The organism is Streptomyces sp. NRRL B-24085 (assembly GCF_001282115.1).
Lineage (GTDB): Bacteria > Actinomycetota > Actinomycetes > Streptomycetales > Streptomycetaceae > Streptomyces.
This window is the reverse complement of sequence record NZ_LJBR01000069.1, coordinates 35,916-62,612: the sequence shown is the minus strand read 5'-3', so window position 1 is coordinate 62,612 and position 26,697 is coordinate 35,916. Positions and strand designations below refer to the sequence as shown.

At 68.1% G+C, this 26,697-nt stretch carries 22 protein-coding genes and 1 pseudogene; 13 read left to right on the top strand and 10 right to left on the bottom strand.

From position 1 onward, the window contains the following. The first annotated feature begins 244 nt into the window (after positions 1-244). Positions 245-1,612 carry a glutamate--tRNA ligase gene (gene gltX / locus AOJ26_RS10735; RefSeq protein WP_053847995.1) on the top strand — a complete coding sequence of 456 codons (1,368 nt, stop codon included), beginning with the start codon at positions 245-247 and terminating at the stop codon, positions 1,610-1,612. Between the two features lie 11 nt (positions 1,613-1,623). Here the strand turns inward: gltX and AOJ26_RS10730 are convergent, their stop codons facing one another. From AOJ26_RS10730 to AOJ26_RS10695, 8 genes are read right to left on the bottom strand one after another with little or no spacing between them, the layout of a single operon-like run. Beyond that, positions 1,624-2,616, bottom strand: a complete 993-nt coding sequence (locus AOJ26_RS10730) for a glycosyltransferase (protein ID WP_086723850.1) — start codon at positions 2,614-2,616, stop codon at positions 1,624-1,626. Then, entirely contained in the window at positions 2,613-3,218 is a 606-nt protein-coding gene (locus AOJ26_RS10725) for an HD domain-containing protein (RefSeq protein ID WP_053847994.1), read from the bottom strand. The genes AOJ26_RS10730 and AOJ26_RS10725 overlap by 4 nt, the downstream gene beginning before the upstream one ends. Then, entirely contained in the window at positions 3,215-4,942 is a 1,728-nt protein-coding gene (locus AOJ26_RS10720; RefSeq protein ID WP_053847993.1) for a carbamoyltransferase C-terminal domain-containing protein, read from the bottom strand. Before AOJ26_RS10720 ends, AOJ26_RS10725 begins: the two co-directional genes overlap by 4 nt. A gap of 23 nt (positions 4,943-4,965) precedes the next feature. Further along, the gene (locus AOJ26_RS10715; RefSeq protein ID WP_053847992.1) at positions 4,966-5,778 is read right to left on the bottom strand and encodes a radical SAM protein; all 813 of its coding nucleotides are present in this window, start codon (positions 5,776-5,778) and stop codon (positions 4,966-4,968) included. Between the two features lie 15 nt (positions 5,779-5,793). Continuing rightward, positions 5,794-6,894: a hypothetical protein gene (locus AOJ26_RS10710; RefSeq protein WP_053847991.1), complete on the bottom strand. Its 1,101-nt coding sequence runs from the start codon at positions 6,892-6,894 to the stop codon at positions 5,794-5,796. Beyond that, positions 6,891-8,012, bottom strand: a complete 1,122-nt coding sequence (locus tag AOJ26_RS10705) for a radical SAM protein (protein WP_053847990.1) — start codon at positions 8,010-8,012, stop codon at positions 6,891-6,893. Before AOJ26_RS10705 ends, AOJ26_RS10710 begins: the two co-directional genes overlap by 4 nt. Continuing rightward, positions 7,999-8,991 carry a D-2-hydroxyacid dehydrogenase gene (locus AOJ26_RS10700; protein ID WP_053847989.1) on the bottom strand — a complete coding sequence of 331 codons (993 nt, stop codon included), beginning with the start codon at positions 8,989-8,991 and terminating at the stop codon, positions 7,999-8,001. The genes AOJ26_RS10705 and AOJ26_RS10700 overlap by 14 nt, the downstream gene beginning before the upstream one ends. Further along, positions 8,988-10,109 (bottom strand): glycosyltransferase family 4 protein, encoded by a 1,122-nt coding sequence (locus AOJ26_RS10695; RefSeq protein WP_159044257.1) that lies wholly within the window; start codon positions 10,107-10,109, stop codon positions 8,988-8,990. The genes AOJ26_RS10700 and AOJ26_RS10695 overlap by 4 nt, the downstream gene beginning before the upstream one ends. A 785-nt stretch (positions 10,110-10,894) precedes the next feature. On the opposite strand from AOJ26_RS10695, the pseudogene AOJ26_RS10690 reads away from it, so the two are divergent. From AOJ26_RS10690 to AOJ26_RS10655, 8 genes and pseudogenes are all read left to right on the top strand, one after another. Beyond that, positions 10,895-12,364, top strand: a pseudogene (locus tag AOJ26_RS10690) (LacI family DNA-binding transcriptional regulator); the annotation flags it as partial. 135 nt (positions 12,365-12,499) lie between these two features. Then, entirely contained in the window at positions 12,500-13,144 is a 645-nt protein-coding gene (locus AOJ26_RS10685) for a DUF6886 family protein (protein WP_199828844.1), read from the top strand. Positions 13,145-13,610: 466 nt separating this feature from the next. Next, positions 13,611-14,849 carry a helix-turn-helix domain-containing protein gene (locus AOJ26_RS10680; protein WP_053847987.1) on the top strand — a complete coding sequence of 413 codons (1,239 nt, stop codon included), beginning with the start codon at positions 13,611-13,613 and terminating at the stop codon, positions 14,847-14,849. A gap of 109 nt (positions 14,850-14,958) precedes the next feature. After that, positions 14,959-15,399, top strand: a complete 441-nt coding sequence (locus tag AOJ26_RS10675) for a hypothetical protein (RefSeq protein WP_053847986.1) — start codon at positions 14,959-14,961, stop codon at positions 15,397-15,399. Further along, positions 15,399-15,593: a hypothetical protein gene (locus AOJ26_RS10670; protein WP_046912638.1), complete on the top strand. Its 195-nt coding sequence runs from the start codon at positions 15,399-15,401 to the stop codon at positions 15,591-15,593. Before AOJ26_RS10675 ends, AOJ26_RS10670 begins: the two co-directional genes overlap by 1 nt. 211 nt (positions 15,594-15,804) lie before the next feature. Beyond that, on the top strand, positions 15,805-16,806 hold the full coding sequence (locus AOJ26_RS10665; RefSeq protein ID WP_053847985.1) for a hypothetical protein: 1,002 nt from the start codon (positions 15,805-15,807) through the stop codon (positions 16,804-16,806). A 176-nt stretch (positions 16,807-16,982) separates the two neighbouring features. After that, the gene (locus AOJ26_RS10660) at positions 16,983-18,422 is read left to right on the top strand and encodes an amino acid permease (protein WP_078959836.1); all 1,440 of its coding nucleotides are present in this window, start codon (positions 16,983-16,985) and stop codon (positions 18,420-18,422) included. Continuing rightward, on the top strand, positions 18,422-19,822 hold the full coding sequence (locus AOJ26_RS10655) for a glutamine synthetase family protein (protein WP_053847983.1): 1,401 nt from the start codon (positions 18,422-18,424) through the stop codon (positions 19,820-19,822). The genes AOJ26_RS10660 and AOJ26_RS10655 overlap by 1 nt, the downstream gene beginning before the upstream one ends. Before the next feature lie 40 nt (positions 19,823-19,862). Here AOJ26_RS10655 and AOJ26_RS10650 read toward each other — a convergent pair whose 3' ends face one another. Beyond that, complete coding sequence (locus AOJ26_RS10650) at positions 19,863-20,630, bottom strand: transposase (RefSeq protein WP_078959835.1); 768 nt, start codon at positions 20,628-20,630, stop codon at positions 19,863-19,865. A gap of 43 nt (positions 20,631-20,673) precedes the next feature. Then, on the bottom strand, positions 20,674-21,453 hold the full coding sequence (locus AOJ26_RS10645) for a phosphotransferase (RefSeq protein WP_053847981.1): 780 nt from the start codon (positions 21,451-21,453) through the stop codon (positions 20,674-20,676). Positions 21,454-21,824: 371 nt separating this feature from the next. On the opposite strand from AOJ26_RS10645, the gene AOJ26_RS10640 reads away from it, so the two are divergent. From AOJ26_RS10640 to AOJ26_RS10625, 4 genes are all read left to right on the top strand, one after another. After that, positions 21,825-22,709 carry a phosphotransferase enzyme family protein gene (locus AOJ26_RS10640; RefSeq protein WP_078959842.1) on the top strand — a complete coding sequence of 295 codons (885 nt, stop codon included), beginning with the start codon at positions 21,825-21,827 and terminating at the stop codon, positions 22,707-22,709. A gap of 64 nt (positions 22,710-22,773) precedes the next feature. Beyond that, the gene (locus AOJ26_RS10635; RefSeq protein WP_053847979.1) at positions 22,774-23,820 is read left to right on the top strand and encodes a phosphotransferase enzyme family protein; all 1,047 of its coding nucleotides are present in this window, start codon (positions 22,774-22,776) and stop codon (positions 23,818-23,820) included. Between the two features lie 198 nt (positions 23,821-24,018). Then, positions 24,019-25,989: an ABC transporter ATP-binding protein gene (locus tag AOJ26_RS10630; protein WP_053847978.1), complete on the top strand. Its 1,971-nt coding sequence runs from the start codon at positions 24,019-24,021 to the stop codon at positions 25,987-25,989. A gap of 143 nt (positions 25,990-26,132) precedes the next feature. Beyond that, positions 26,133-26,696, top strand: coding sequence for an HD domain-containing protein (locus AOJ26_RS10625; RefSeq protein WP_053847977.1), 564 nt, complete (start codon positions 26,133-26,135; stop codon positions 26,694-26,696). The last annotated feature ends 1 nt before the right edge of the window (position 26,697 follow it).

Sequence of the window (26,697 nt, the reverse complement as noted above, 5' to 3'; positions counted from 1 at the left end):
GGACTTCCTTCCGTCAGCAGGGCTTCACGGTGATTCCCGACGTGCTCAGCAACAAGCAGATCGCCACAGGACGCAGCATCACGCGCACGGTGGATGCCCACCTCAGCCGGACGGCATCACAAGATCTCCGACGGGCCGAATAATGTGATCGTCTGCAGCGGCCGAGCAGCCGTTGGAAATCGGTAGGCTTGCAGGCATGTCTACAGCCTCCACACGCGTGCGTTTCGCCCCGTCCCCGACTGGAATGTTCCATGTTGGCGGGGCCCGGTCGGCTCTCTACAACTGGGCCGTCGCACGACAGTCAGGGGGCAAGTTCGTTCTGCGGATCGAGGACACCGACGCGGCCCGCAACAAGCCGGAGTGGATCGACGGCATCATCAGCGCGCTCGCGTCCATCGGGATCTCCAAGGACGATCCCGCCTTCGAGGGTCCGTACTTCCAGTCGCAGAACGCCGACCGTCACAGCGAGGCCGCCCAGCAGCTCTACACGCAGGGCCGCGCGTACTACTGCGACTGCACCCGTGAGCAGCTCCAGGAGCGCACCGGTTCGCAGCACCTCGGCTACGACGGCTTCTGCCGGGACCGGGGTCTGGAGTACGTGCAGGGCCGGGCGCTGCGGTTCCGCACGCCCACTGAGGGCGAGACGGTCGTCGTGGACCTGATCCGGGGTGAGCCCTCCTTCCCGAACTCGGCGATCGAGGACTTCGTCATCGCCCGCGGCGACGGCTCCCCGGTCTTCCTTATCGCCAACGTGGTCGACGATCTCGACGAGGGCATCACCCTGGTCATCCGTGGCGACGAGCACCTGTCGAACACGCCCAAGCAGCAACTGCTGTGGGAGGCGCTCGGCGCGAAGGCCCCAGTGTGGGCGCACCTGCCGGTGATCGTGAACGAGAAGCGGCAGAAGCTGTCCAAGCGCCGGGACAAGGTCGCTCTTGAGGACTACCTCGCCGAGGGTTACCTGCCGGAGGCAATGACCAACTACCTGATGCTGCTCGGCTGGGGCCCTGGGGACGACATCGAGCTCCGCCCGTACAAGGAGCTGGAGCAGAAGTTCCGCGTCGAGGACGTGAACACCTCGCCGGCCTTCTTCGACATCAAGAAACTGACCGCCTTCAACGGCGAGTACATCCGCGCCCTGCCGCTGGAGAAGTTCGTCGAGGCATGCGATCCGTGGCTGCTCGCCCCGTACGCCAACTGGGCGCCCGAAAACTTCGACCAGGCCGCGTGGGAGGCGATCGCCCCTCACGCCCAGACACGCGTGGCCGTCCTGTCGGACATCACGGCCAACGTCGACTTCCTGTTCCTGAAGGAGCCGGTGGAGGACGAGGCGTCCTGGGACAAGGCGATGAAGGGCGACCCTGTGGCTCTCCTCACCACGGCCCGAGCCAAGCTGGAGACGGCCGACTGGACCAGCCCCGAGTCCCTCAAGGAGGCGGTCCTGGCCGCGGGCGAGGAGCACGGCCTGAAGCTGGGTAAGGCCCAGGCTCCGGTGCGCGTCGCGGTCACGGGCCGCACGGTCGGTCTGCCCCTCTTCGAGTCCCTGGAGGTCCTCGGCAAGGACCGCACACTCGCCCGGATCGACGCCGCGCTGGCGAAGCTCGCCGGCTGATCACTTCCTGATCATGGTCCCGCCGCCTGCGCGAGGAGGCGGGACCATGCGTCGCGGAAGTACGTCGTGTCGAAGCGGGCCAGCGTCTCGTACACGGTCTTCGACTCGGCGGGCGCAGCGTCCGCCCGATCCCGTATCTGCTGAGCGAGCCGACGCGGATCCAGGGGCGGCTGCTCGGTCAGACGCGCGAGGTCACCGAGTCCGGCGATCGGCTGGATGAGGCACGGCATGCCCAGGAGCAGCGCTTCTGCGGCGCACCGGCTCCACCCTTCCCGCATGCGCGGGGTGAAGACACCGACGTCGCAGGCCCGCAGCAGTTCGAGGTACCGGGGACGAGGCAGGTCGAAGTGGAGTCCCGGGGAGCCGATAGTGTTGCTCCCGGTGGTCACGAGACGGAGCCCGGGTTCGCCCTCGATGGCCGTGGCGACCGTCTCGATGCCTTTCCAGTGCACAGCTTTGCCCGCGTAGACGATGATCTCGTCCTGCGGGAGACCGAGGCGGGCCTTACTTTCGGCCGGGTCCATGCCGCGGACTCCGTCGATCTCGGCGAGGTCGAAGGCGTTGTAGATCACCTGGACGTTGTCCACTCCGCGCTCCCTCAGGAATGCCGCCCAGGATGGGGCGACGCACACCACCGCACGGCAAAAGGGCAGAACCGCGAAGAGCCTGCGCCACAGCAGCGGTTCGAGGGGCCAGGAGTCGAACTGGAGGGGCTCGTAGTGGTGGAAGACGAAGACGGTCCGGGCCCGCATCTCCGGGGTGAAGAACAGGATGCTCAGGTCGTCCCAGAGGAACGCGCCCGGCTCGTCTCTGAGTTCGCGGACGCGGGGGGCGAGGCGGGCCAGGTGGCGCACCTTCCGTCCTCGGCGGACCGTGTAGGTGCGTTTGTAGTCCGGCACCGTGCGCCATTCGATCGAGTTGGCTGTGACCTCATGGATCATGCGGAGGTAGACGCGGCCTCCGGTGCGGCCCTGCGGCGACATGGAGTGGACGACTGGGGTCACCTGCTCGCCTCCGCTTGCTGGCGGTAGTCGGCGTGGAGCACCTCGTACGCGGCTCGTAGTGGTGGACTCACATCGCGGGACGCCTCGGCGAGCGGCAGGTAGGTGCTGGTCAGGCTGTCAAGGAAGCGCGCCCGGCGGTCAGGGTCCGGCGAGTGTCGAAGGTCGCGCAGGTTGTCGATGCGGTCGGCGAGACGGATGAGCAGTTCCTCCGGGCCGAGGCACCTGATCTTGTTGTGCCAGACGTCCGAGTCCCACGGCTGCTTGGGGCGCTGCTCCAGCCGGTGATCGGGGGTCATGGAACGCAGCCGTTGTGTGAGGGCTGGGCCCAGCTGGGATGCTAGGAGGCGCTCAGCCGACGGCGCGATCTCCAGCGCGTCGTGCAGCAAGCCGAGGATGAGCAGTTCGGGATCGGTGACACCCAGTTCGTCCTTCAGGACGGTCACGACGCGCACTGGGTGGTTGATGTAGGGCGATCCCTGGTCACGGACGTGACCGGCGTAGACCGTCGTGGCGAGGATCGCGGCGAGCCGCCCACGTGCTCGTTCCGGCTCCGGCCAGTCCTTGAAGCCGAGTTCGTCTGTCACGGCGGGGGTACTGGTCATGCGCGGTCCGTTCCGTCGGGGGCCGTCAGGGCCGTGTCGAGCCGCACATGTGGGGCGAGGACCAGCGTGTCCTCCACGACCAAGGCGTCGAGACCGAGCTCGACCGCGGCGGTGACGGCCTGCTCGGCAGTGCGGAGGATGGGCGTTCCCTTGAAATTCAGGGAGGTGTTCAGGAGGACGGGCACGCCGGTGAGCCGGTGGAAATCCTCCAGGAGCGGGCGCACGCCCGAGTGCCCTCGGCCCACGGTCTGGAGACGGGCGGTTCCGTCGTGGTGGACAACCGCGGGCATCCGGTCGGACTTGCAGTGCCTTGCGCGTACGACGCGGTTCATGAACGGGTCGCCGTCGCCGAGAAACCACGCGTCGGTTTCCTCGGCCAGTGCCAAGGGCGCCAACGGGCGGTAGTCGGCTCGCTGTTTGAGGGCGTTCAGGCGGGTCTTGGTCTCCGCCTTGCCGGGGTGGGCGAGGATCGAGCGGTGACCGAGGGCCCTCGGCCCGAACTCCATGCCGCCCCGTACCCAGCCGACGACGTGGTGGTCTGCGAGGAGCGCGGCGACGGTGGGGATCAGCCGTTCACCGAGGCCGGAGACGCTGCGGTAGCCGCCCGCCAGCGCTCCGTCGGGCACCGGACCGGGGAGCGGGCCCCAGTCGGCGTCCTCGGGCTTCGGCAGAAGGGGTTGTCGGAGGATGTAGTTCCAGGCGTAAAGGGCGGCGCCGACCGCGGTGCCGGCGTCGTGCGGCGCCGGGGCGACGAACAGGTTCTCGAAGCCGGATTCCTCGGTGAGGGTGCCGTTGAGATGGGAGTTCAGGGCGCAGCCGCCGGAGAAGACCAGTGTGTGGGCGGCCGTGAGGCGGCGCAGATGACGGGCCACGTGGATGACCGCCTCTGCGAAGACCCGCTGTGCCGCCGCGGCCAGGTCGGCGCGGGTGTCCAGCGGCTTCGAGTCGGCAGACCGCGCGGTCCAGATGGTGCCTTCGATCCTGAGCGGGGTGTCGGCGTCGTACGAGCCCCAAGGCGCCACGATGTGTACGTGTCCGTGCTCGCCGAGATGGACGAGGTCGCGGAGTTCCTTGTAGTAGCGGTCCGGATCCCCGAACGCGGCCAGGGCCATCATGCTGCCCTCGACTTCGTTGCCTGGCGGAATCACCCGCAGCGCGAGGTTGCGGTAGAAGTGGCCGAGGGACGGGTGGGTGCGCACGGGTCCGGACGGGCCGGGGGCGATGGCTGGTGCGACCTGGTGGACGCGGTCGATGCTGTCCGGCGTCAGGTCGTAGCCGGTGATCCGTTCGCGTCCCGATGCGATGTCCGTGCCGAGGACGGAACCGCCCGCGTCGATAACCAGTCCGGCGGCGTGTTCCTGGCCGGAGAGCAGATAGCCGGCCAGGACGTGGGCGGTGTGGTGGGAGATGAGCTGCAGCCGCTGCCCGAGCGTCTCGGGGAGCAGGGCGGCGAGTTCGGTCTGTTCCGTAGACACCCACGATCCATGCCGGGGGGAAGGCCGCATGGACGGGGTCCACACGTGGTCGATGTCGTCGACGCTGATGCCGGCGGACCGCAGGCACCAGTCGAGGGCATGGGTGGGGGTGCTGAGGATGCCCTTGCGTGTGGTGCGGTTGTGTTTGACGCCACTCCATCGCTCCTCCTCGGCCGCGTAGATGCGCCCGTCGACGACGAGGCAGGCGGAGGTGTCGTGGTGGAAGTTCAGACCGAGCGCTGCGGGCATGGGGACCTCCGGGAAGAGGGTGGTCAGACGGAAGCCGTGCGATGGGCGAGGGAGGGGACGACCTGAAGGCCCGAGTCCCTGTACTCATGGCACTTCAGGCAGAAGTCGTAGTGCTCGCGGCGCGGCGCGAAGACCTTGGTGGCGAAGTCGTCGTCCCAGACCGTGAACTCGCTGTCGTTCTTGGCCATGGCGTTGAAGCACCGGTAACAGTCGCCGTCGACCTCGATCATGAGGTGCTGGTCGACGTTGCGGTCGCAGAGGCCGCCGAGATCGTTGGCGGGCTGGCCGACGTCGATGTGGTGGACGTGGTTGGTGACGTGGATGGCGCCGTACGCGTCGCACAGGGCGGCCAGTTGGCTGAGGCGGTCCGGGGCGATGGCCTCAAGCACGCTGTTGATGACGACGGTCTTTCCGGCGTCACGGAGTACGGGGACGACGGCGCTGACCTCGTCGTAGTTGTCGTGCTCCTCGTCGCAGCCGATCAGGACTTGGTCGTAGTGCGCGAGGGTCGCCTGGAAGAGGCGCTCGTTGCGGGCCAGGGTGATCGCGTTGGAGCCGAGCACCATGATCTGCTCCGGGAAGCAGTCACGGGCCAGGCCGCTGAGCTCGCTGAAGTCGCGGTGGACGGTGGGTTCTCCGCCGTTGATGTGCAGCTGTCGGAATGGGATCTGTCCGAGGCGGTCGAGGACCTGCCTGAACGTGTCCAGCGGCATGTTCTCGCCTTGGCCGCCTTCGGCGAAGATGCAGAAGTCGCAGTGGCGGTTGCACTTGGTCGTGATCTTGATTTTCGCGGTCTTGAGGGTCCTTTGCGCGTTGGACAGCACGGAGGACGTCATGGAGAGCCCCTTTGGTCACGTGGAGTGGGCGGAGAGGAAGTCCTCGACGACGGAGCGGTGACGACTCCACAGGGCGAGGAGGTCGTGAAGGGTGCTCGCCGTGGTCGGGCCTGGTGGCAGCAGCTCCGTCATGGCCTTCACGAGCAGCGCGTCGTCACCGGAGGTCCGGTCGGCGAGGCGGGTCAAGGTGTTCCTGGCGGAACGGAGTTCCTTCTCCTCGCGAGCGATCAAGTAGCCGGTCGCGGTCTCCGGCGGAGGATCCAGGTAGTAGATCCAGCGTGCGGCACGTACGCGGAGCATGCCGGCGGTGGTGGTCCAGGCCTCCGCCTCCGCTTCCGACCCCTCCGGCAGCGGCCTGGGGCGCGGCGTGCGTCGCAGTACGGCGTCCACGGCGACGTGGGCCGAGCGCAGTAGCTGCGTGGGAGAAGGCTCCGGATCCGAGGACGTGGCGGACAGGCGGAGGATCGCCTCGGCAAGGACCTCGAGTTCGCCAGGATGCCACTGGCTGAGGGCTGCCGTCTTCCCGGGGCCGCGGGTACGGGTGGCGAGGGCCGCCGACGCGAACCAGCACGGCGCCACGTAGTGCCAGGCGACGCAGTGCCTTCGGTAGCCGTCGAGGTCGTGGTGGACGTTGTCGGCGCTGTCCTTGTCGAGTTGGTAGCGGCCTCCGATCCGTGCGTCGAGGATCCCGCGATAGAACCTCTCGTCCGCGCGGCTCCAGGGCATCATCTGCGCACGGGACTGCCACCGCCCGAGAGTGGCCGCGCTGCCCGTGACCAGGCTCCAGGTGGAGGTCTCGGCTGGTGACACCTGGTTCCGGTCGAGCTCGCCCGTAGTGAACGCGAACCCGGGTGGATGTTCGAGCAGTCGGCTGTGGGATGGATCCAGGAGTACCGCCCGGTGGTGGGCGGTGGCCAGCCGCTCATTCCACTCCCACCATGAGGCAGGGGTCTCGTCGAGGACGACGCGGATGTCGATGTCCGAGTGCGGTGCGATGAGGTCGCCGGCCTGCCACTTGTGCGTGAGCATGCTCGCGGTGACGTCCTGGGCGGCCAACTGCTCGGCGTAGACGACGCCGAGCTGCGCGTACGACGCGGTGGAACGAGCCCTGGTCACTCGGATTCACCTCCGGGTCGGCGGAGTGAGCAGCCCCCACCCGTACCGCTGGCCACGGGCAGCAGGGGAAGGACGGGCACGCCCTGCGGTCGCTCCATGCGGTCCCAGCGAAGGTCGTAGTCGACGTAGTGGAAGCCCTGCCAGGCCTCGTTGCTGTCCCGTTCGAGCATGGCGTTGAAGAGGTGGGCGTAGGCGTCGGCCATGGTGCCGACCGCGAGGTGCTGCTTCAGGGCGATGTCGCGGTTGTGCAGGATGCAGGGCCGGGCGATGCCGGTGGGCGTGACCTTGATGCGGTTGGCGTCGGAGCAGGTGGCGCAGGAGGAGTTGGAGATGAACCCGATGGAGCCCGCCCAGCCCGGCGGCCGCAGGTACTGGCCCGGGCTTCGCACTCCCAACTCGGTCCGGGAGATCTCGCCGGCCTTCTCGAACCAGGCGTGGAGGCGTTCGCGGACCTCCGCCTCAGACACGAACTCCGTGGGGAACAGCGCCTCCGCCGGTCCGATGCGCTGCAGTTCGATCAGCCGTACGGCGATGGGGAGTCGCTTGGCGAGTTCGGCGACACCGAAGGCGTCGTCCAGGTACGACCGCTGGAGCACACAGTTGATCTTGACTTTGAGGCCGAGTTCGAGTGCGCGGTCGATCGTTGCGCGGGCGACTCGTGGGTCGCCGCCGCCCATGATCTCGGTAGACCGTGCGGGATCGAGGCTGTGCAGGCTGATGTTCAGGTACGTGAGCCCGGCATTGTGCAACTCGTCCACTGTCAGGCCGCGGCGCAGGTTGCCGTGGCTGGTCATGCCGACGGTCGCCTCGTCGCCGAGCCCGTCGGAGAGCGCTCCGATGATGTCGAGGATGTCGGCACGCAGCGTCGGCTCCCCGCCTGAGCAGTGCGCCTTGCGGATGCCCCAGAGTCCGGCCTCGTTCGCGATGCCCGCGTAGTCGGAGACGGTGAGCGTCTTGTCCTTGTGCCCGTAGTCGGGCATGCACCGTGGCTTGCAGAAGACGCAGTCGAGATTGCAGATCGAGTTGAGAGTGAATGCCAGGTAAGGATGGTTCCGGCCCGACTCGGCGAACCGCCGCAACAGGTCGTTCCTGGGCGACTGCTGGTCAGTGGGGGGCATGTGTCCCTCCGTGGGTTGGGGTGACAGCACCGTTGAGGGGCTGGCCGGCGAGGTGAAGCCGGAGGTTGTCGACGAAGAAGGCGACCGCCTGGTCCATGTAGGCGTGGCTGAAGACGGCGCTTTTCGGTGTGAGCACGATCCGCGGGTGGTGGCGGAGCGGATCGTCGAGCGCTGGCGGCTTACGCGGCTGTACGTCGAGGGCGGCGCCGACCAGCGGGCCTTGATCGAGGGCGCCGAGGAGCGCGTCGTGGTCGACTGTGCTGGCCCGCCCTAGGTTGATGAAGACCGTCCCGGGGCGGCACGCCTTGAAGGTGCTCTCGTTGAAGAAGCCGTGCGTCTCGTCGGTCGCGGGAAGCAGGTTGACGACGGCGCGTGAGCGCGGGAGTGCTTCACGAACGCGGTGTGCCGGCACCCACTCGATCCCGTCGGGTTCGGAGCGAGGAGCGCTGCGGCGTACTCCTATGACATGCATTCCGAATGCCTGCGCCACCTCCGCGAGGCGGAGGCCGACGGAGCCGCAGCCGACGATCGTGAGCGTCTCGCCGTAGAGGTCAAAGAAGCTGTCTGCGAGGACGTCCTTCCACCAGACGGACCGGGTCTGAAGTCGTGCACTCGTGAACAGGCCCCGCGAGAAGCCGAGAAGCAGGCCGATCGCGTGCTCGGCCATCGGCCTCCCGTGGTAGCCGTACCCGCGGGTGAGCGTGATGCCCGCGGCATCGAGCGCGGCGGCCGGCCAGTGATCGACGCCGGCCGACGGGGTGGCCGTCCAGCGGAGCCGTGGGGAGGTCTTCAACCACTCGGCGTCGAAGGACCAGCCGAAATAGACGTCAGCGGTGCGGATCTCGACGGGGACGTCGTGCTCGTGGGCGATCAGGAAGCGGACGCCAGGAAAGGCGGACCGTAACTGTCCGGCGTGCCGATCGGATAACCGCCAGAAAGGGTAAGGGGAATTGATGGCGACCAGCGCGGTGGTTGTCACGCTCCACTCCTCGAGGAGACGCTGAGCGCCATCGCCCAAGGGACGTACTGGCGCAGGTAGGAGTGGATCGTGGCCTCGTAGTCGTGCCGGGCCATGAGCAGGGCCCTGCCGCGTTCACGCATCTGCTCACGTTCTTGGGCGCTGATGTGAAGCGCCCGCCTGATCGCGTGGGTGAGGTCCATGGGGTCACGAGCTTCCGCCGTGAACCCGGTCACCCCGTCGACGACGGTCTCCATGAGCCCGCCCGCCCGAGTCGCCACTACCGGCGCGGCCCCCGAAGCGAAGGCTTCGAGAGGAATCCTCCCGAACGGTTCGGCCCGGGAGGGCACCACGACTCCACGGAGGGCCGGGCTCCGCAGCCATGAGCGGTACTGAGGGGAGAACCGCGGCAGGAACGTCGCGTCGATCGCGTAGTCGCGGACCATCGTCTGAAGTCGTTGCTGGTAGCCGGTCAGAGTCTCCGCGTGCGTCGTGGGCGCAAGTAGGAGGTGCGGCACCCGTTCGCCCTGCATACCGAGGATGCGGACGGCCTCAAGCAGGTCCTCGAAGCCCTTGCTCTCCACCGCCCGGCCCATGGCCAGCAGGAACCCCGCTTCGGCCTGCGGCGGCAGCGGAGCCGGGGCCATGTCCTCGTGGTCGCTCAGGAGCAGGCCGTTGGGGAGATCGACCACCACGTGGCGCGGGACGCCGTAGACCTGCTCAAGATGGCCGCGCATGTGGTGCGAGATGGAGGCTACGCGTGCACCGCCACGCACTGCCGCTGTCAGCCCCTTGTGCTCCCATCGGATGCGTCGCCGGTCCTCCGGGCAGGCGAGTTCGCTCGTCGACCGAGGCAGGAGAAGGAGGCTGAACGGATCATCGGCGCGCCGATGGGGGCCGAGCCCGAGGAAGGGGATATCCAGGCCGATCAGTTGGGCCATGGGCGCGTCGGCGAGACGCTCCCGGGCGGCTTCCGTGACCTGCTCGCACAGTGCTTCGCAGCCCGCGAGGGTGGCGGTCGCCGCTCGACCACCCGGAACCGGAACGACCTTGGCCCCGGCCTGCCGCAGCATTCCCTCCGTCTCGGCCACCCACCGGGGGTCGTAACTGGGGTCGGTGCGTGAGATGTGAACGGGCATGACCAGGAGGCGTCCTCGGGGCAGTGTCCGCGCGAGTACCTCAAGGAAGGCCCTGTTGCTGAAGCCTGTGCCCGATGTGCGCCCGTAGTAGCCGTCATGCAGTGCGACGGCGATCTTCGGCGAGATCGTGGTTGCGGCCGGCTCGACGGTTCCCTCCGTACCTCGCTGACGCTGAAGGGGGACCATTTTGCCGGTCGAAACCGAGGACACGTCGTCTGACCTGCGCGTACGGGCTGCCATGGGAAGACTCCTCCAGTGCGGGATAGGCGGCGGAGAGCGATGGCTCGGGCAGAGAGGCACCTGGGTCGCGCATGGGTGGTGCGGTCCGTCGGGGATTCGCGCAACGGAGTGTGAAGAGACGATTCCACTCCGCGAGTGCGACGAGCGGACAAAGTGTCCGCAGGAATTCGCCGACGACCTATTGACAGCAACAGGCTTTGTTTCCCGGAGCGTTGAGGGTTACCGAGGTCCTGAATGATCGCTTCGGGCCGGTAGGGATTGCTCGGGCGTACGCCCGCCACCCCTCGCGAATGCGCTCCGCAGGTGCGACGAGGACCTATCGGGCTGCCTGGACGAACTCGGCAGGCCGAAGGCAGAGAGTGCTGGAAACCGCCAGCAAACCTGCTCGGCTGATCTCCGCACCCTTCGTGTGACCTTGGTCGGTCCTTTCGCGTGATCTTCTCCGGCGCGTCGAGTTGGCCTTGGAGTTCCGCGGGGAGCCTGAGTGAGCCATGAGTTCGCGCGGGAGGAGGACGTAGGTGCTCACGCTCGGAATCGCCAGGGACGAGGGCGAGGTGCGACGGGCCGCGGCCGTCGCCGAGAGCAAGGGCCGGGGCGGTGGCTGGCCCGACCCGGCACTCGACCAGGAGACCTTCGGCGAATACGCGAACCGCTGGTACGAGGCACAGGACCTGGCCGCCTCGACCATGCAGAACTACAAGCGCCACATCGAGGAGCACCTGCTCCCAGCCTTCGAGGACAAGGCGCTCGCCGGCATCCTGCACACGGACGTCGACCTGTGGGAGAAAAAGGAGAAGGCCGTCTACGCGGCCTCCAGTGTCAGAACCTGGCGCTCGACACTCCACGTGATCTTCGAAGACGCGATCTACGAGGGTTTGATCACGACCAACCCAGCTGCCAGACGGCGCGGACGCGGCAAGCGCGCCGGCCGCTCCCGCAACCGCGGCCCGGAGAAGGTCGTCACCGACGCGCTCGGCATCCTACTGACCGCCGAACGCGCCGCCCTGCTCGCCGGCCGCGATGACGAGTTCGTCGCCGTCGTCCTGAAGGGGTACACCGGCATGCGTTGGGGCGAAATCGTCGGCCTGGAAACGGAATTCGCCCGCCCGAGCTCCGTCCGTGTCGAGTGGCAGCTGTACGAACTCGACACCGGCGAGCTGGTGCGCTGCCCGCCCAAGGACGACAGCTACCGGACCATCGACTCGATGGACTGGCTGTCGGCCCTGGTCGCTAACCACGTCACCCGCACGAAGCCGAGACCCTGCCTGTGTCACGGCAAGACCTATGTTTTCCGCGGGCAGGGCGCGGCTCGCGGCAGCGGCCACCAAGGCGCGAAACTCGTCGACGTCGCACGCCATGCAGAAGTCTCCGCGGGTACGGTGTCCAACGTCCTCAACCACCCCGACCGCGTCACCGAAGCCAAGCGGATGAGGGTGGAGCAGGCCATCGCAGACCTGGGATTCGTGCGCGGCGGTGCGGTGCCAGAGCACGCCGCCCACTGGCGCCGAAACGGCTTCGCGACGTGGCTGTTCACCCCTGCGGTCTCCGGCTGGTACCCGAAGAAGGCTCCGCAGCCGGCCCGCCCCGTACCCCTGCTCGGAGAGCCGTGGCCCGGCGTCCCGGCCCGAGGCCGCGCGGCCAGCGATCGGGCCGAGGCTTGCTGGCTCCCGATCGCCAAGGGCCTCACACCCCACGGCCTCCGCCACACCCACCGGACCGTGATGGAGGACCTCGGCACTGAGCGGGTCCTGATGGACCAGAGGATGGGCCACATCGACGGTTCCGTCTCGGCGCGCTACGCCCACGTCACGCCCGGCATGCGCAAACGACTGATGGTCGGGCTGACCGGGCAGTGGGAGGCAGCGCTCGACGCCCGACTGGTCCTGTCCCCGACTTCTCCGGTGCGCGTGCTCAACGATCTCCTACGGGGACGCGCGTCCATGGTGCGGTCGCCCTGCCATCGATCCGCACCCTGCCGCCCATCACGATGGAGGGGCCCAGCCCGGAGTCGTTGAAGCGGATCTCGTTGGTTGCACCTGACGCTCGGCGCTTCCTGTACCGGTTACCCGGCGGCTCGTTCTGGTGCGTCGCAGTGGTGCGCCTGGAAACGCGGAAGGCGAGTACCGCGCATGGGGACTTACGATGCCCCGATGCGGCCAGAGCCTGGACAGTTACTGCACTTCTCCGAGGATCCCACGATCACCCGCTTCGCCCCGCGCGCCTCCCCGACGTCGAAGGACCGGGGGGCCTTTGTCTGGGCCGTCGACGCGGTCCGTTCCCCCGACTACTGGTTCCCCAAGCAGTGTCCCCGGGCGATGGCATGGATGACACCCGACACGTCCCCGTCGGACCGCGAGCGGATCATCGGCCCGGGCGGGGGAGATCGAGTACACGCGATCGAGTACGACTGGCTGGAGGAGATCCGCGACGTTCGCCTCTACGCCTACCGGTTCGACTCCACACCCTTCCGACCCATCGGGGAGCCCGTCCCACGCGCCCACGTGGCGGAGGAACCCGTCCAGCCGCTGGGCCCACCCGAGCCCGTCGGTGACCTCCTTGCCCTGCACGCCGAGGCCGGCATCCAGCTGCGGGTTCTGGACATCCTGTGGCCGTACTGGGAGACCATCACCTCCAGCACGTGCGGGTTCAACGGCATCCGGCTGCGCAACTCCCTCGGGCACCCCGCACACCGGCCCGAGGCCCGACCGCGAACGCTTCTCGGCCAGTCGCGCTCCGGTGGAGGAGCCGTGGAACGGCGGGGAGACGAGAGCACGCGGCAGCGCGGGGAGTCGTAGCCATGATTGATTGACCGTCAGCTCTTGGAGGAGCGGTACGTCCTCGAGACTGTCGAGCACCACATCGGCGCCCGCTGAGGCCAGTTCACGAGACGTGGTCTTGCCGGACGCGATTCCAATCACCGTGAGCGCTTGACTACTGTCTGCGGCCGGATACCGAAGGCGGGTTTCGGGCACTTGCGGGATTCGCGCGGACAAACTGTCCGTAGGTATTTCGACGCCGACCTCTTGACAAGAGGGCGACGATTCTACTGACCTCTCGCCCACTTCGTGGCGATATGCCTCGATTCGTTCATGCGGTCGGAGGGTCAGGGGGGAGCGGCAAGCCGCTTCGGGCCCGTGCCGCGGATCCACGTCGTGGGCGCAGCGCCATCGACTCTGTTAACAGTTGGCGGCCAAGGGCGCAGGCTTGGACATTATCCGTACTCTGATCCAAGTGCTTCATCGCGAAGGGACAGGTCCACCGATGAGTGAAAACCTGACGCTGGGAGACCGTCTCCGTATCGCTCGTAGGACACGGAAACTGTCTGCCGCCCAACTGGCACAGAAGATCGCGGTCTCCCCGAGCTACGTGCAGAAGTTGGAGTCGGGCGCGCGCAAGGCTTCACCCTCGCTGGTGCTGGCTCTCGCCAAGGCGCTGCGCTTCGGCCCCGAGGTCCTGACCGGCCAGCCGTACTACGGCGAGCCGGAGGCGGAGGACGGCGTCCACGCCGTCATACCCGAACTCCGCCGTCTCCTGCTCTGCTACGACAGCCCCGACGACCTGGATGTCGCTCCGCGGGCGCTTCCCGTGCTCGCCTCGGAGGTCGACCAGGTGGCGGCCCTGCGCCGTGACGCCCGTTACGCCCCGATGGGCCCCCTGCTGCCGCCGATCATCACCGAACTCACGCACGTCGCCCTCGGCGGCGACAACGGCGACCGGGCCAAGGCGTTCTGGCACCTGGCGCGCGCCTATCGCGCCGTCAACTCCCTCGCCCACAAGATGGGTCACCACGATCTGTCGAACACGGCGTTGGAGCGCGTCCGTTGGGCGGCGGACCGTTCCGGCGATCCGCTGCTGCAGTTCACGGCCGGCTACCTCGTCGCCGGAGCGATGCTGCGCCAGGGCGCGTACTCGCCGGCGCGCCGCAAGCTCCTTGGGCTGCGGACCGAGTTGGAGCGGTTCCAGCCCGAACGCTCCTTCACGGAGGAGGCGCTCGCCGTCGACGGCGCGCTGCTGCTGAAGCTTGCCGTTCTTGAAGCCCGCGAGAACAACGCCGATCGCGCCGACGACTACCTGAGGGAGGCGGAGCAGGTCGCGGCCATGGCCGGCAACCGCGACTCCCTGGCGTACGAGATGTCGTTCGGCCCGACGAACATCCGCATCCACGAGGTGCACGCGATGATCGACACGGGTGACACCGAACAGGCTCTCGCCCGCCTCGCCGAATGGTCTCCGGTTCCCGGCGGCGAGTGGGCGCCGCCCAGTACGACCGTCGGCGAGCGTTCGAGCCACCACTTCATCGACGTGGCCTCCGCGAAGCTCGCGGAGAACGACCGGGACGGTGCCTTCGCGGACCTCAAGCGCGCACGGAAGGTCGCACCCAACCACACGCGTTTCCACCCGTCCGTTCGCGAGACCGCCGCCGCGCTGCTCAGGATGGACGCCCACCCCTCCAACGAGCTTTCCGCGTTCGGTAGTTGGACCGGCATTAGCACAACCTGAGCTTCTGTCAAGGACGTTGGCGAGCGGATCCCACGGACAGACTGTCCGCGCAGGGCACCTTGCTGAATGGAATGGTCTCTTCACACGCAGTGGTGAGGAGGCCTTTTCCATGTCCGACGACAATCCGGCGGCCCGCGCGAACCCGCCGCGCTGGATGCCCATCGGCGAGGAGCCCGAGCTGTGCTCGGCGGGGGAGTGGTGGGATGCCGTACGCGCCGTGGAGGCCGTGGGCCGACGCGCGATCGAGATCCTCGGCGAGGGTGACGAACCGGTCGGCCCGGTGATCCTTGACCACGGAGGTCCGGAGCCCCGGCTGTACTTCCTGGTTCCCGTGGGCACCGCGGCCCGCTGGGAGGAGCCGGGTACTGTCGCGCTGGGGCAGAAGTGCCACGTCGTCGTGCCGTCCGCCGAGAGCACGACGCCTCCGGGGATGCACTGGCACGTCTTCCCCCAAGGCCCGCGATCGCTGACACGGCCCGATGCTCTGCGCCGAGCCCTGAGTCAGGCTCGCCGGGAGCGGCGAGGGCCCGCGGAGGAAGCGGCCTCCTGATGGCTCTGAGTATCTCCTTCGTGGTGCTGCTCGGCATCGTCGTGGTCGTTTTGATTCGCAGCAAGTCCGTGAAACCTGGACCCGCGATCGTCTGTGTGCTCTTCGGGTTCTTCCTGGCGAGTACTTCCATGGCCCCGAGCATCAACCGGTTCATGACCGGCGTCGCCGACATGATCGGCCAGATTCGCTTCTAGGGAGCCCGGCTCGGCTTCCGAATCCCTCTTCCATCTCGGCCGGCGGTCCGTCCCAACCACTCGGCGGCCCCTTCCCCCCAACCTGCCTGAGGCCCTCGATGACATTCCCTTCCAGTTCGGAGAGCACGTCTCCCCGTACAGTCCGCGCGCACCGGTCGAACGGCCCCGATCCCGTTCGCCGGCGGCCCTTGGTCCGGGCCGAGGGAGTCTGATGCGTCTCGTCTACCACCCGGCCGGCCATGACGACGACCTACGTGTGGCCTTGGTCGAACTTCAGGCGGGGCGTTGGAAGTCGGCGCGGGAGCTGCTGGGAAAGACGGCCACGCACTGGACGCTGCGAACGTCACGCACCCAGTTACTGGCCGTGGCCGCCGCCCGGTCCGACGTGGTCGACGTCTGGCTCGCAGAGGAGCCCGACAGCTACGACGCGCAACTGATGGCTCTTCGTGTCGCGGTCGAGAGGGCGCTGCGCGCTCACCGTCAACAGCACCCCCGAACGCTGGAGTTCGAGACCCGGGCGCGGCGTGCGGCTCTGCTGGCGGCTCGTCGCGCTCCGTACGATCCCGTCCCGTGGGTGTGCCTGGTGGCCCTGGCCCAGGTGGACACACAGCAACTGCGGCAGGAGCACCGGATGAGGTCCGCCGAGCCGATGCTTCCCAGCGGCCCCTGGGGGCTCCTCTACGAGGTCAACCAGCGTGATCCGTACAACCGCGAGGCCTACCATCGCGTGCTGCAGTTCCTTCTTTCCCTCGATGGTCTTCGGGCTTCCTCCCTGGCGGCGGTCGTCGACTTTGCCTGGTCGGTGGCGGGTCAGAGGCCCGTCGGCTCGCCTCTGTTGCTTCTGCCCGCGTACGCGCAGATCGAGCAGCGTCGGGCCCGGGTGGATCCGCTGTGGCGGCGGCAGTGGGCGGAGGATCCCGCGCTCGGCTACACACTGAACGCCTTCCATGACTGGTTTCGGAAGGCGCCTCCCGAACTGTGCTCAGTGGCCGACCTGAACCATCTCGCCTATGCGTTGTGGGCAGGCCATCAATACCTCGAAGCGGCCGAGGTCTTCGAGGCCATGGGCCCCTACGCGGCACGTGAGCCTTGGGCCGCGGCGCACGACGGCGCGGCAGCGGCGGACCCCGGTGAGGCCCTGCTGCTTCGGGCGCGCGCCGAATCCCTCTCCTACGCCCGGAAGCGCTGGCCTCGCGCCGGGCCGCACCCGTGATCAACCATCGGCGCCCACTCAATGCCGATTGGCATGAACCTGCCTATTTGCTCACCTTTCGATGCCTTGGAGGTCTTCCAGTGTCCCAACCAGCTCCGCACCGCCGCGTTCAGCGGCAGAAGTCCGATGACGCGTATCTCAGGGAACTCGGTTACGAGCCCGTGCTGACCCGACGAATGGGTCCGTTCGGGAACTTCGCGCTCAGCTTCTCGATCATCAGCGTCCTGTCCGGGTGCATGACCCTCTTCGGCTTCGGGCTCGTCACGGGTGGTCCGGCCGTCATGCTGTGGGGCTGGGCGCTGGTGGGTCTGATGGTGCTGGTCGTCGGTGCCGCGCTCGCCGAGGTCACCTCCGCCTACCCGGTGTCCGGCGCCCTGTACTTCATGGCCAGCAAGCTCGGCGGTCCCCGCTGGGGCTACGGCACCGGCTGGCTCAACCTGCTCGGTCTGATGGGAGGGATGGCCGGCGGCTGCTACGGCACCGCCCTGTTCACCGGCGCCTGGCTCAACCTCCAATGGGGCTTCATCCCCACCCCGGAACGGACGCTGGTGATCTTCGCGGTCATCCTGCTGCTGCTCGCCACGCTCAACCTGTTCGGCGTACGCCTGGTCAGCATCCTGAACTCGATCAGCGTGTGGTGGCACCTCGGCGGTGTCGCGGTCATCGTCGGAGCGCTCGCGTTCGTGCCCTCCCACCATCAGCCGGCGAGCTTCGTGTTCGGCGAGTTCACCAACCACACGGGCTGGAGCAACCCCCTCTACGTCGGGTTGCTGGGGCTCCTGCTGGCCCAGTACACCTTCAGCGGCTACGACGCCTCCGCCCACCTCTCCGAGGAGACCGAGCACGCGCAGGTCAGCGCGGCCCGGGGTATCGTCCGCTCGATCTTCTGGTCGTGGGTCGTCGGCTTCGTGCTGCTCGCCGGGTTGCTGTTCGCGATCCAGGACTACGCCGGAACCATGGGCAGCGCGACTGGCGTCCCGCCTGCCCAGATCTTCCTCGACGCGCTCGGGCCGACGGCCGCCAAGGCCCTCCTGCTGGTGATCATCGTGGCGCAGCTGTTCTGCGCGAACGCGGGTCTGGCCTCCGCCAGCCGCATGGTGTTCGCGTTCTCTCGGGACGGCGCCCTGCCCTTCTCCAACGTGTGGCGTCGCCTGAGCCACCGCACCCAGACTCCCGTCCACGCTGTGTGGCTCGCCGTCGCCGTGCCCTTCGTACTGGCCCTGCCGAGCCTGTACAGCACGACCGCGTACACGGCGATCACGAGCATCAACGTCATCGGCATCACGCCGGCCTACGCGATACCGATCTACCTCCGTGTCAAGAACCGGCACCTGTTTCAGCCCGGCCCGTGGAACCTCGGCCGCTGGGGCGTGACGGTCGGCACAGCCGCTGTCGTCTGGGTGGGATTCGTGACCGTGCTCTTCTGCCTGCCGCAGACCCGCCCCGAGGGCGACGCGTTGGTGAGCGTCGACTCCTTCAACTACGCGCCGATCGCGCTGGTATCAGTTCTGGCCCTGGCCTGGATCTCGTGGCGATTCAAGGGGAAGCGGTCGTACGAGGTGCCCGCCCAGAGCCTCGACCGGGCGGCAGGCGCGTATGAGGACGAGGTCGTCTGATGGCCGCGCACTCCTCCGACAACGGGACGGTCGCCCGCCTCGCCACCCGGCGCAACTCCTCGCCGCACGGCCGCTCGGAAGGCCAGCTCTCCCTCACTGACCTGCCGTCCCTGGTCAAGGCGGGTCGGATACGAACGGTTCTGCTGGCCATCCCTGACCTGCAAGGGCGGCTGAAGGGGAAGTGGTACGACGCTCGGCACTTCATCAGGAACGTCGCCCATGACGGAGCCGAATTCTGCGCGTACCTGCTTGCCACGGACGTCGACATGAACCCGGTGCCCGGCTTCGCGCTGGCCTCGTGGGAGACCGGCTACCAGGATCTGGCCGTCAGCCCGGCGCTGTCGACGCTGCGGACGCTGCCCTGGATGGAGGGCACCGCCGTCGTGCTGGGCGACGCGGTGCACCACGACGGCACACCGATCGAGGTCGCGCCCCGCCAGATCCTCCAGGGACAGCTGACACGGCTGGCCCGGCACGGCCTGCACGTCAAGGCCGGCCTGGAGACCGAGTTCGTGCTCTACCAGGGCACGTACGCGGAGGCCGTCGGATCCGGATACCACGGGCTGAGGCCGCTGACGACGGAAAACCTCGACTACGCACTTGATCACCCGCCTGGAGCCCACCGGTTCTTCCGCCGCCTACAGCGGGCGCTCGCTGCGGCCGGCCTTCCCCTGGAGGCGATCAAGACCGAGGGCGCCCCGGGTCAGGTGGAGGTCACCTTCCCGTACGGCGGGGCGCTCGCCGCCTGCGACGGGCACCTGCTCTTCAAACACGCGGTCCGAGTCCTGGGTGCAGGGGCGGGGCTGGCACCCACGTTCATGGCGGCTCCGGAGACCGGTGTACAAAGCGGCCTCCACCTGCACGTGTCGCTGTGGAGGGGCGGCATCAGCCAGTTCAACGAGCCCGGTGACGGGCGTCTGTCGCAGATCGCACGCCAGGCCATCGCCGGACTCGTCGACGCCCTGCCGGAGTTGGCCCCGCTCTACGCGCCGAACATCAACTCCTACAAGCGGTTCCTGCCCGGCTCATGCGCGCCCACCACGATGACGTGGGGCTACGACAACCGCACCTGCGCGGTCCGTGTCGTCGGACACGGCGACGGCCTGCACCTGGAGATCCGCGTCCCGGGGGCGGACGCCAACCCGTACCTGGCCCTGTCGGCGGTCCTGGCGGCCATCGACCACGGCATCGAGCAGCAGCTCGCCCTCGGCGCGGCCGCAACCGGCAACGCCCATGACGTGGATGGCGTAGCGGTGCCATCCACTCTCCAAGAGGCGCTCCACGCCTTCCGGAACAGCGCCCTCGCGCAGGATGCCCTCGGCGCCGAGGTGGTCGCCCACTACGCCCACCTCGCCCAGTTGGAGATCGACCACCATCACGGCCTAAGGGCTGTCCCGTAAGTGATCTACGGTGTGGTCGGTGGCGGTGGGGACCGCTCGCCTATCCCGCGAGGTTCAGGTTGTGCAGGCGGGCAATGCCGCGCATGGCGTGATGGACTCCGTCGCCTTTGAGGCGGCAGTCGCGAAGGATCTTCCAGCACTTCATGCGGGCGAAGACGTGCTCGACGCGGGCTCGTACCTGCTTGTGGGACTTGTTGTGCGCTTCCTTCCAGACGGGCAGTTCCTCGCCCGTGCGGCGGCGGTGCGGCATCACCAGGCCGGTGCCCGGATAGCCGCCGTCGGCGATCGTCATGGTGGCCCCGACGGCATCCCTGGCGCCGGATTCCGCCCAGGCCCTGCAGTCGTTGCGGTTGCCGGGCAGCGGGCGGCCGATCACCACGACGAGACAGGTGTCGGCATCGATGACGACCTGATGGTTGGTGGAGTACCGGTAGTTTTTCGACTGTTCGGCCACCGCGTGGTCGCGGGTGGGGACCAGGGTGCCGTCCACGATGAGCACGGTGCCCTTGCGGAACCGCTTTCGGGGAGGGAGCGCGAGCATCGGTCCGAGCTGGGCGATGACGCGGTCCGCGGCGGACTTCGAGATGCCGAACAGCGGCGCGAGTTGGCGCAGTGTCAGGTTGGTTCGCCAGTACGCCGTGACCAGCAGAACTCGGTCTTCCAGGGGCAGGCCCCACGGCCGCCCCCGGCGCACCTCGTCGGCGCCTTCGCGGCGCAGCGCGGTCACCAATCTTCCGAAACATCGCGGGCTCACCCCGGTGAACGGGGCTATCCAAGACGGCTCCGACGCCGTGATCACACCAGCCACACCAAGATCATCTCACCCGTGGTCTACGGGCTGGAGATGGTTGTCACTGGCGCCCAGCGTCCAAGAGTGCGTCGCGTTCCGAGCGGATCCAGCACTGCTCGGCCAACATCTCAGCCGCGTCACCGCGGGCGAGGAAAGTCGCCCATGGCTCGGTGCCCTGCCTGCCGAGGCGTTCGATGCGCGCGGCCTCGCGGGACTGAAGGACATCCAGCGCCTGGATCACAGCTACGGGCTGCTCTCCGTAGGCGGCACAGAGTGCATGAAGGCGAGCCCGCAGGGTGCTGGAGCCAGTGACCGACGCCCGTCGCTGCTGCTCCAGAGGCCGCAAAGGGACGACGTACCAGGCAAGTTGGGCCAAGTCGTCGATGGCATGGCCGGGTGCCGCGAAGTCCCAATCGATAAAGCCAGCAAGCTGACTGCCGTCCCAGATCGAGTTCCACGGCCCGAGGTCTCCGTGTCGGATCACCATGCCTGGCCGCCACTCTTCTTCCTGGCCCAGCCAGTGGGCATCGGCCGGCGGCCGGAAGGTCCGGACGGCATCGTGGTAGCCCCGCAGCCAGCGGCCCAGCTCGCTGACTCCGTGTGAGGAGCGCAAACCTTCTGGCCAGGGCGTGAATGCGGGCTCGCCATAGAGCAACGACAGCACTTCGTCGGCGCCGTCTGTGCCCAACGCGCGGGGAGCCCTGCTGAATCCCACCGTTTCCAGGTGGTTCAGCAGGGCGTGTACGGCAGGTGTCCACGCGCCTGTCGGCCTACGGATCGTCGCGCCGATCCGTCGCACTGTCGTGACACTGCCGCGGTCAGTGGAGCCGTCCTCAATCACTCGGCCAGCGTAGACCGGCTACCCCAGCCGGTGCCCTGAATATCAGGGCGCCAGCCCCGCGTCCCACGTCCGGCTGACAACACATGTGGCCATGCCGCCAGTTACGGGACAGCCCTTAGTCACTGATACCGAGCGGCAGCGGTGGCTGGCGCGCGCGTGACCCATTCCCCACGAAAGGATCTCTGGTTTCTGTGAGTGCCCGCTTGGTCCGCTCATCGCATCCCGAGCCAAAGATGACCAGCTCAGACCGCACTGTCAGTGGCCCTTGGCATGCTGCTCCCCCACAACAGGACACTGAGCGCGTCCGACCTGTCACTCGTCGTGGCGCGGTCGGGCGGCCCGGCGAGCGGAAGGGCGCACCGTTGACCGACATGCCCAGTGCGCTCCACCACCTGGTGGAGTCGGCGACCGACACGTACGCGGTGGTCGCCGAGCATCCCCGGCCCGGAGACATCCGGCCTTCCGTCTGGGAGGTCAAAGGGCCTGGCGGCCAAAGGTGGTTCGGGAAGTGCCACGCGGGCGCGAAGCTCCACCGACGCGAGGTGACCGCGTACGAGAAGTGGACCGTGGCCCTGGGCGCAGACCGCGCCCCCGAGCTGGTCTCCGCGGACACGCAGACGCGCACCGTCCTGGTCACAGCCGTGCCCGGACGAGGCCTCGACACGCTGCGCCTGCCGGCCGAGCAGGAACGGGCGGCCTACGAGCAGGCCGGCGAACTGCTCGCCCGGTTCCACGCCGCGACGGCCGACGAGTCGATGCCGGAAGTGACCGAGGAGGCCTGGGACGAGACGGTCACCCGACTGCTGGACCGAACGGCGGGGAACGCGCCGGAACACGACCTCGCGATGGTGCGCACGCTCGCCGGGAAGGCCCCTCCACGCCTGCCGCCGGTATCGCAGCACGGCGACTACATGCCCAAGAACTGGATGTGGGACGAGACCGAGCAGCGCCTGCGGGTCATCGACTTCGAACGCGCCGAACTTCGGCCCGCCGCCTACCGCGACCTGAGCCGACTGCGCTACCGCATCCTGTGCAACCGCCCCGACCTCAACGCCGCCTTCCACCACGGATACGGCCGCCCACTCACCGAGGAGGAACAGATCGCGTGCCGGACGTACGGGGCGCTGGATGCCCTGGACTGCCTGGACTGGGGGATCAGGCAGCGCGACATCGGACTGGTCGACGAGGCACACACCATGCTGGAGAACCTGCGTCTGGAGACCGGCAAGAGCGTGTGGGGCGGGTGGCGTGCGTGAACACCCTATCTGGAACGGTTCGCACGGACCGCTGTCTCCCTGTGCACGGCGGTCGGTGATCTGAATGAACGCAGCAGGCTGGGGCGAGACGCTCGCCGCTGAAGTGTTGGCGGAAAGGTACGGACTGGTCGCCGATGTCGTCGAACCGGTGCACATGGGCACGGACACCATCAACCGGCGAGTCCTGACGGACGACGGGGTGCGGCTGTTCGTCAAGCAGTACCGCTCGATGGCCGACCTGGACGCGGCACGCAATGCGTGGGACATGTCGGAGTACTGCCGGGCCGCGAGGCTTCCCGTTCCACGGGTGTGGCCCGATGCCGACGACAACCTGGTCACCATCGCGGGAGGCAGCGCTTGGGCCGTGGTCGACGAGGCTCCCGGCCGGGTGACCTCGTCGGCGATGACGATCCGGCTCGCCGAGCACATCGGCGTCGTTATGGGGCGCATGCACCGTGCGCTCGCTGCGTATCCGATGCCCAGGCGCGTACAGCACACCCGCTGGCGGACCGAGCCCGTCGAGGACGCGGTAGCGAGATGCGACACCGTGATGGCCAGGGCCAGGCGCCAAGGCCACGACCATCTGGATGAACTGCGTGCCGATCTCGACCAGCGGCGTGAGGACCTGCGCGCTCACGTCCCCCGGTTGAGGGCTCACCTCCCCGAGACGCTGGTCGAACAGGCGCTGCACGCGGACCTGACCCGCACCAATCTGATCACCCTCGCCGATGCCGTCACCGGCGTCATCGACTTCCGCTGCGCCGGCGCGCTGCCGGCCTGGGAGCTGGGGCGGGCGGCGTTCGACCCGCGCACCGTCGCGACCAGCACCGAGTGGGCCGCTTGCGCCCTGGCCATGGCTAGGGCCTACCGCTCGGAGCACCCCAGCCTTCCGATTCGGGAAGTGCGGGCCTGCGCTCGGATCGCCCTGCTGTACATGCTGTCCAGCCTCTACGGGGCCACCACAGCCGAGTACGACCTGCCCGGAGAGGCGGAGACGGATCTGAAGCGCTACTGGCGTGAGCGCCAGATCGCAATCCGCCACCTGCTCGGTGACCTTGAGGGCCTCGAAGACGAGCTCACCGCCCTCGGAGCGAGTGGAGGCACGGCGTGACCATCCGTCTGGTTCCGACCGTGCCGAACGAAACGACCGACGAGCGACAACCTCAACCACCTACACCACACAGGGGGACGTCTTGGCGCATCGAACCGTGACCGGCCCGCACCCGTTACTCATCCGCGAACGGCGTGCTGCGCTGGGATCCCGTACGCCCCTGGTCGGGCACCGCAAGTCCACGGAGGGCTGGAGCTGATGACAACCATCCCAAAGCCCGCCGGGACAACCGCGCCGACGGACGAGTCGGAGGTCTCGGACGAGGAACTGAAGTTCGTCATCCCCGGCGATCGCCGCATCGAGGCTGCCAACGCGATCACGACCCGCTCGATGGCCAAGCGTCTGCCCCAGCTGATCCGCCGCTCCCTCGCATTGGGCTGGCAGGTGGACCGCACCGCGGTCATCGCGCTGCTCGGCGTTCAGCTCCTCTCCGGCGTGCTGGAGGCGTTCGGGCTGATGGCCACTACCGGGGTGATCAAGCCGCTGATCGCCTCGCAGCACATCAGCGGCGACCAGCTCCGCGCCGCCGTACCTTCCCTTGTCGTCCTGTCGGGTGCCATCGGTCTGCGCGCCCTGCTGGGTATTGTCTCCACAGCGCTGTCGGCCCGATTGGCCCCGCGTATCGCCCGGGAGGCCGAACTCAAGCTCCTAGACGCGGCGACGAAGGCGGAACTGGCCGCGTACGACAACCCCGGATACAACGACCGCTGGGACGCGGCCGACCGGGGAGTGGAGGTGTCCAGGGACCTTCTCACCCAAGCCCAGTACATCCTCGCCGCATCGGCATCGCTGATCGCGTCAGCGTCCGTTCTGACCGCTGTGCACCCGATCCTTCTGCCTCTGCTCGTCACGGCGGCCCTGCCGAAGGGCCTGGCCAGCGTGAGGGCAGCACGTATCAGCTACATCGCCTCGCTTGCCACGTCGAAGGACCGGCGGCTACTGGGCATGCTGCGCTGGTACATGGTCGACAAGCAGACCGCCGACCAAGTCCGCTCGGGCACCATGGCGCCGTTCCTGCTCGACAAGTACCGCACGGCTGGGTCGCGGATTGACGCGACGACCGACCAGGCCAGCTGGCGCTCTGCCAGGATCTCCCTTGTGGGTGGGGCTGCGGGAGGTCTCGCCCACGCGCTCGTGTGGGTGGCGTTGGCGTTGTTGGTGTCCGCCGGGCAGATCACGGTCGCCGCGCTCGGCACCGCGTTCCTCGCGCTGGGCCGCGTCAGCGCGGGACTGGACGGGATCGTCGGTTACGGAGCCCAACTCTTCCGCACGGGAATGTACTTGGACGACTGGGCGGACTTCATCGACGAAGCCGGCGGCCACCGCATCGACCGCGGCCCTCGGGTGCCGACCGCGCCCATGGTCGTCCGCGCCGAGAACATCACCTTCAAGTACCCGAGCGCCGACCGACCTGCTCTCCACGACGTGTCCCTGGAGGTCCGGCGAGGCGAAGTCGTCGCGCTGGTCGGCGAGAACGGCTCAGGCAAGACCACCCTTAGCAAGATCCTCTCAGCGCTGTACCTACCTGATCAAGGAGCCGTCTCCTGGGACGGCACCGACACCAGAGACTTGGACGCGTATGCCGCCTGGAACCGTGTCGCGGTCGTACCGCAGTCCTACGCGAACTGGCCTCTGTCTGCGAGGGAGAACATCACCCTCGGCCAGTCCACCGAGGAAGGAGACGACGCGGTGCTCGCCGCAGCGCGTGCCGCAGGTGCCGACGAGGTCGTCGATGGGTTGCGCAGCGGGTTGAACACCCTGCTGGCCAAGGAGTGGTGGGGCGGTCAGGAACTGTCCGGTGGGCAGTGGCAGAGGATCGCGCTCGCCCGGGCGTTCCATCGGCCGGCCGGACTGCTCGTCATGGACGAGCCGACGGCTGCCCTCGACCCGAGGGCCGAGCACCGTATCTTCACCGGACTGCGCCGCCTCGCCGCCGACCGCGCAGTCGTCTTGGTCACCCACAGGCTCACCAACGTGACCGTCGCAGACCGCGTCGTTGTATTGGACAAGGGGCATGTGATCCAGCAGGGCACTCCCGACGAACTGCTGGCCCAGCGCGACGGCTTGTTCCGTGAACTGTGGGACCTGCAGAACGAGCGCTCCGGGCGTGTACCAGCCCCGGCCGACTCCGAAGAGAACGTGCCGCTGAACCAGCCAGCCTTGTTCTGAACGATTCGACATCCGACAGAAGGACCCAGAGGTGAGCAGACACAACGTCTCCCGCCAGGCGCGACATCCCGTGCAAGGTTGACGACGGAGCCGACACACCTGATCCCTGCTCCGCCGCGTGATCGGAAGGTACGCTCGCTGCCATGGCTGTGGTCGGTTGGGCATACGAACTCGCGGAGTCCCTGCTCGCTGAGTCCCTGCCTCGCCGGTGGGCTCACACTCGCGGGGTGGCGGCCCGCGCCGAGTCGCTGGCTCCGGCCCTCGGAGATGATGGCGAGGAGCTGGTCGCAGCCGCGGTGCTGCACGACATCGGGTATGCGCCGGTCGTGGCGCTGACGGGCTTCCACCCTCTGGACGGGGCTCGCCACCTGCGAACGCTGCCTGGGGTGGAAGAGCGGGTCGTGCGGCTGGTGGCCAACCATTCCTTCGCCCTGCTCGAAGCCGAGGAACGTGGGCTGCGGGAGATCCTGACGAGGGAGTTTCCGCAGCTGGACGACGAAGTCCTGGTGGATGCCCTGGTGTACTGCGACATGACCACCACTCCCGACGGATCGCCAACGACGTCGTATGCGCGGGTGGACGAGATCCTCGGTCGCTACGGAACGGACAGCGTGGTCGGACGCTTCATCCGCAGAGCCGCACCCGCCATCCACGAGAGTGTGGCGCGGGTGCAGGCGCGAGCCGACGCGGCTGGGCTGACGGTATAGG

What these genes read in the sequence shown, in the direction of transcription:
- gltX (WP_053847995.1), top strand. Translation starts at nt 245, where the DNA reads ATGTTCCATGTTGGCGGGGCCCGGTCGGCTCTCTACAACTGGGCCGTC.
- AOJ26_RS10725 (WP_053847994.1), bottom strand. Translation starts at nt 3,218, where the DNA reads ATGACCAGTACCCCCGCCGTGACAGACGAACTCGGCTTCAAGGACTGG.
- AOJ26_RS10720 (WP_053847993.1), bottom strand. Translation starts at nt 4,942, where the DNA reads ATGCCCGCAGCGCTCGGTCTGAACTTCCACCACGACACCTCCGCCTGC.
- AOJ26_RS10715 (WP_053847992.1), bottom strand. Translation starts at nt 5,778, where the DNA reads ATGACGTCCTCCGTGCTGTCCAACGCGCAAAGGACCCTCAAGACCGCG.
- AOJ26_RS10705 (WP_053847990.1), bottom strand. Translation starts at nt 8,012, where the DNA reads ATGCCCCCCACTGACCAGCAGTCGCCCAGGAACGACCTGTTGCGGCGG.
- AOJ26_RS10695 (WP_159044257.1), bottom strand. Translation starts at nt 10,109, where the DNA reads ATGCCCGTTCACATCTCACGCACCGACCCCAGTTACGACCCCCGGTGG.
- AOJ26_RS10685 (WP_199828844.1), top strand. Translation starts at nt 12,500, where the DNA reads ATGCGGCCAGAGCCTGGACAGTTACTGCACTTCTCCGAGGATCCCACG.
- AOJ26_RS10680 (WP_053847987.1), top strand. Translation starts at nt 13,611, where the DNA reads ATGAGTGAAAACCTGACGCTGGGAGACCGTCTCCGTATCGCTCGTAGG.
- AOJ26_RS10675 (WP_053847986.1), top strand. Translation starts at nt 14,959, where the DNA reads ATGTCCGACGACAATCCGGCGGCCCGCGCGAACCCGCCGCGCTGGATG.
- AOJ26_RS10670 (WP_046912638.1), top strand. Translation starts at nt 15,399, where the DNA reads ATGGCTCTGAGTATCTCCTTCGTGGTGCTGCTCGGCATCGTCGTGGTC.
- AOJ26_RS10665 (WP_053847985.1), top strand. Translation starts at nt 15,805, where the DNA reads ATGCGTCTCGTCTACCACCCGGCCGGCCATGACGACGACCTACGTGTG.
- AOJ26_RS10660 (WP_078959836.1), top strand. Translation starts at nt 16,983, where the DNA reads ATGGGTCCGTTCGGGAACTTCGCGCTCAGCTTCTCGATCATCAGCGTC.
- AOJ26_RS10655 (WP_053847983.1), top strand. Translation starts at nt 18,422, where the DNA reads ATGGCCGCGCACTCCTCCGACAACGGGACGGTCGCCCGCCTCGCCACC.
- AOJ26_RS10640 (WP_078959842.1), top strand. Translation starts at nt 21,825, where the DNA reads ATGCCCAGTGCGCTCCACCACCTGGTGGAGTCGGCGACCGACACGTAC.
- AOJ26_RS10635 (WP_053847979.1), top strand. Translation starts at nt 22,774, where the DNA reads ATGAACGCAGCAGGCTGGGGCGAGACGCTCGCCGCTGAAGTGTTGGCG.
- AOJ26_RS10630 (WP_053847978.1), top strand. Translation starts at nt 24,019, where the DNA reads ATGACAACCATCCCAAAGCCCGCCGGGACAACCGCGCCGACGGACGAG.
- AOJ26_RS10625 (WP_053847977.1), top strand. Translation starts at nt 26,133, where the DNA reads ATGGCTGTGGTCGGTTGGGCATACGAACTCGCGGAGTCCCTGCTCGCT.